Genomic DNA, 4,710 nt, shown 5'->3' with positions numbered 1-4,710 from the left:
ATATTATTATAGAGTTATTTTAATTGACAAAAAATTAAAAACTCTAATAATATAGATATAGATTTAAAGTTTTATGTTTCAAAGGAAGGGTGTAGCATGAATAAATCCATGTTAAAAAAAGCAGCCATTTTTGGTCTTGCTGGTGTAATGGCAGTTGCTGCTGGTTGTGGCAGTAATAAAGATGCAGGTAATGCAAATAGTAATGAAGCTAAAATTGCATTGTTAACAACAACAACTGGTGGTGCAGCGGCATATGGTGAATCCATTAAAGCTGGTGCAGAATTGGCAGTAAGCGAAATCAACGCTGATGCAAATGCTGTAAAAATCAACTTGTTAGTAGAAGATACTAAAGGTGATAAAAACGAAGCTATCAATGCAATGAATAAAGTAATTTCTAAAGATAAAGTTGTAGCTGTTATTGGCCCAATGTTATCTGGTGAAATGATGGCAGCAGGTCCTGTAGCAAATAAAAGCAAAATCGTAGCTCTTGGCACATCTACAACTGCTGAAGGTATTACAGATATCGGCGATTACATTTTCCGTAACGCTGTACCAGAATCCTTGGCAGTAGATACTGCAATTAAAGAAGCACATAAAACTTTAGGCTTCAAAACTGCAGCTATTATGTACTCCAACAACAATGACCAAATGGTATCTGTAAATAATACTGCTCGTAAAGCATTGGAATCTGAAGGTGTACAAATTGTTGATACTGAAACATTTGCAGATAAAGATACTGACTTCTCTGCACAATTAACTAAGATTCAACAAGCAAAACCTGATGTTATCGTAGTTGCTTCTCTTTACCAAGAAGGCGCATTAATCATGAAAAAAATGCGTGAAATGGGTATGAATCAACCTGTAATTGGTTCTAATGGTTTCAACAGCCCTGAATTCATTAAAATTGCAGGCGCTGCAGCTGATGGTGTTATCGTAGGTACACCTTGGTTCCCTAACAAAGACGATCAAAAGGTAAAAGACTTCCGTAAAGCTTACAAAGATAAATACGGTAAAGAACCAGACCAATTCGCAGCTCAAGCTTATGATGCCGTATACCTCTATGAAGCAGCTTTGAAAAAAGCAGGTTCTACTACAGATCGTGAAAAATTCCGCGATGCTTTGAAAAATATTGCTGACTTCGTTGGTGTAACTGGTCAATTCAAGTTCAACGAAAAACGTGACCCTTCCATGGAAGTTCAAGTTTTACAAATTAAAAACGGTCAATTTGACGCATTAAAAAAATAAAAAGTTGAGGTAGTATAGTGTTTTTACAACAATTAGTTAACGGGTTAACCCTCGGTAGCTTATATGCTGTACTCGCTATTGGCTTAACACTTGTGTTTGGCGTTTTAAATATCATCAACATGGCACACGGAGGCATCTTTATGATAGGTGCCTTCGTTGGTCTTTTTATGGTAACTGTTTTTGACGTTAACATTTTTGTAGCCCTTATCGTAGCTATGGCTGTCGGTGCTATCCTCGGTTATCTTTTAGAATTTGTGGCGCTTCGTCCACTACGCAAGAAAAAGGTGTCTCACTTGGCACCACTTATTAGTACCATTGGTGTTTCTATTTTCCTTGAAAGTTTGGCATTATTGCTTTGGGGCCCTCAAACAAGATCTTTCCCACCAGACTATATTGGTGGTCTAATCGACTTTGGAGCTTTCAAAATTTCCATGGTACAAATTATTGGTTTAGGTGTTTCTGTTATTTTAATGCTAATTCTTAATATAGTTATTAAGAAAACTAAAATTGGTAAGGCCATTCGTGCCGTATCTATGAGTACAGAAACAGCGGCTCTCTTGGGCATTAATCCAACAATGATTATATCTGTTACTGTTATGATTGCATCTGCCTTAGGTGCTGCAGCCGGTGTATTGGTAGGCTTGTCCTTTAATGCTATTGAGCCTACGATGGGTGTTATTATTGGCTTTAAAGGCCTTGCCGTACTTATCTTAGGTGGTCTTGGTAATATTACAGGCGCTATGGTGGGCGGTTTCATTTTAGGCGTAGCAGAAATCTTCTCTGTTGCCTATGGGGCCTCTACATTCCGTGATGCAGTGGCCTTTGGTCTCATCATCCTATTATTATTCTGGCGCCCACAAGGCTTGTTTGGTTCTAAAGATAAAGGGGGTAGACCGTAATGGATTTATTAAACCCGTATTATCTACAGATCGTGATGTTCTTCATCATCAATGCCATCATGGGTATTTCTATTTACTTCACACTTGCAAGTGGTCAGCTTTCTTTAGGGGCTGCTGGTTTTATGAGTGTTGGTGCATACGTAGGCGCTATCCTTTCTTTGAAAGCTGATTTGCCTATCGTTGTAGGCATCATTATTGGTGGCCTAGTTGCTAGCCTTGTAGCCGTTATTATTGGCTTACCAACAACACGTCTTCGCGGTTTATATCTTGCCATTGCTACTCTTGGTTTTGGCGAAGTTGTGCGTGTTATTTTCTTGAATTTGGACATTACTAATGGTGCGTTAGGCCTTTCTGGTATTCCATCTATTCCTCAAGAATTAACAAATTTAGCCTATGAACTTGATATCGATGGTTTAATGGGCATCGATGCTGTTGCATGGGGCAACTTAATGGCTATTATTATTTTGCTAATCATTTTAGTATTGATTATTGCCTTCTGTGTGCGCATTAATAATAGTCGTGTTGGTCGTGCCTTTGCGGCGATTAAGGCGGATGATCATGCAGCAGAATTAATGGGGATTAACGTTGTATACTACAAGATGATGGCCTTTATCATTGGTGCTTTCATCGCTGGTATCGGTGGCGGTTTGTATGCTCATATTACAAACTTTATTAATCCTACAGACTTTAGCTATCACAAGGTAGTACAAATCTTATTGTTCCCTGTATTTGGTGGTTCTAATGTAGTATGGGGCTCCGTATTAGGTTCCTTTATTCTTACATTATTGCCAGAAGTATTACGCTTCTTATCCGATTATCGGGACATCATCTATGGTGCATTACTAGTCATCTTGATGGCAGTTCGTCCAGATGGTATTTTAACAGAATCTATGGTAGACAAAATTAGTCGTAAATTAGGCTTTAAGAAAGCCCCATATATTCCTGAATCACAAGTATTAACAGAACGTTTTGAAGCGTATAAACGTAAACAAGAAGAAAAACAAGGATAGGAGGGAACTGAATGCTATTAGAATTAAATGACGTAAGTAAAAGCTTTGGTGGCGTTGCAGCTCTCACAGGTATATCCTTTGGTGTAAAACAAGGTGAAGTATTTGGTGTTATTGGGCCAAATGGTGCTGGTAAAACTACATTATTTAACTTGATTACTGGTGTATTCCCTGTAAGTTCTGGCGAAATCGTATTTGATGGTATGTCTGTTGTAGGCATCAAGCCTCATAGAACGGTAGAAATGGGGATTGCCCGTACATTCCAAAACATTCGTCTCTTCGGCAATATGACAGCTTTGGAAACAGTGTTAACTGGTATGCATTGCCGAACTGGATCTGGCTTCTTGTCTAGCTTCTTGAAAACAAAACGCCAACGCATCGAAGAAGAGCGTTGTCGTGGCATTGCGTATGAATTTTTAAAACTCGTAGGTCTTGAAGAAGATGCTGAAGAGGTTGCTACATCTTTGCCGTATGGTAAACAACGTCGCCTTGAAATTGCTCGTGCCTTGGCTACACATCCTCAATTAATTTTGCTAGATGAACCAGCAGCAGGTATGAATGATAGTGAAACAGAAGCGTTACGCCAATTGATTGGTAAAATTCGCGACCTTGGTATTACTGTTGTAGTTATTGAACATGCCATGGAATTGATGATGAATATTTGTGATCGTTTGGTAGTGTTCAACTTTGGTAAAAAGATTGCTGAAGGTACACCTCAAGAAATTCAAAATAATGAGGCTGTAATTGAAGCATACTTAGGGAAAGAGGAGGCGTAATATGTTAAAGCTAGAAAACATCGTGGCTGGTTATGGACATATTACAGCCTTAAAAGATATTAGTTTAGAAGTACCTCAAGGCTCTATTGTATCCTTGATTGGTGCCAATGGTGCCGGTAAATCTACAACTATGAAAACCATCATGGGTCTTGTAAAACCAACATCTGGTAAAGTATTATTTGAAGGCCAAGATATTACTGGTCATAAAACACATCAAATTGTACATGGTGGTATTTCTTTAGTTCCAGAAGGTCGCCAAATTCTTCAAGATATGAGCGTTTATGAAAACCTTGAAATGGGCGCTTATATCCGTAACGATAATGAGATTGAAGAAGATATCAAAAAAGTATTTAAACGCTTCCCAATCCTTGATGAACGTAGTTATCAATTAGGTGGTACACTATCTGGTGGTCAACAGCAAATGTTGGCTATTGGTCGCGCCCTTATGGCACGTCCAAAATTGTTATTATTGGATGAACCATCTATGGGTCTTGCACCATTAGTAGTAAACGAAATCTTTGAAACTATCAAAGAGATTAGTGCTGAAGGAACTACTGTTCTCTTAGTAGAACAAAATGTACGACAAGCATTAAAAATAGCTGATTATGCATATGTATTGGAAACAGGTAAGATGGTATTATCTGGTCCTGCTGACGAAGTACGTCATGATCCTCGCGTTATGGAAGCATATTTAGGCGGTCGTGTTGAATAATTAATACTTTAAGTCGATAGACTTATCTAAAATTTTTAATAAGGTGTATATACTAGAAAACTAGTATATAC

At 38.2% G+C, this 4,710-nt stretch carries 5 protein-coding genes; all 5 read left to right on the top strand.

Translation table 11 applies throughout. The annotated features are described in order from the left end of the window. Window positions 1-96: 96 nt before the first annotated feature. Genes QZ334_RS06975 through QZ334_RS06955 form a run of 5 tightly spaced genes read left to right on the top strand, consistent with a single transcriptional unit; the run spans window position 97 to window position 4,639 of the window. Window positions 97-1,245, top strand: coding sequence for an ABC transporter substrate-binding protein (locus QZ334_RS06975; RefSeq protein ID WP_129822882.1), 1,149 nt, complete (start codon window positions 97-99; stop codon window positions 1,243-1,245). Window positions 1,246-1,262: 17 nt separating this feature from the next. After that, entirely contained in the window at window positions 1,263-2,144 is an 882-nt protein-coding gene (locus QZ334_RS06970; protein ID WP_060924778.1) for a branched-chain amino acid ABC transporter permease, read from the top strand. Beyond that, window positions 2,144-3,154: a branched-chain amino acid ABC transporter permease gene (locus QZ334_RS06965; protein WP_178885217.1), complete on the top strand. Its 1,011-nt coding sequence runs from the start codon at window positions 2,144-2,146 to the stop codon at window positions 3,152-3,154. The genes QZ334_RS06970 and QZ334_RS06965 overlap by 1 nt, the downstream gene beginning before the upstream one ends. 11 nt (window positions 3,155-3,165) lie before the next feature. Beyond that, on the top strand, window positions 3,166-3,927 hold the full coding sequence (locus tag QZ334_RS06960; RefSeq protein WP_060924776.1) for an ABC transporter ATP-binding protein: 762 nt from the start codon (window positions 3,166-3,168) through the stop codon (window positions 3,925-3,927). Window position 3,928: 1 nt separating this feature from the next. Further along, window positions 3,929-4,639, top strand: coding sequence for an ABC transporter ATP-binding protein (locus QZ334_RS06955; RefSeq protein WP_060924775.1), 711 nt, complete (start codon window positions 3,929-3,931; stop codon window positions 4,637-4,639). The last annotated feature ends 71 nt before the right edge of the window (window positions 4,640-4,710 follow it).

Source organism: Veillonella sp., assembly GCF_019414865.1.
GTDB lineage: Bacteria > Bacillota > Negativicutes > Veillonellales > Veillonellaceae > Veillonella.
Note: the sequence above shows the minus strand (reverse complement) of the source record. Positions and strands in the feature narration are given on the sequence as shown.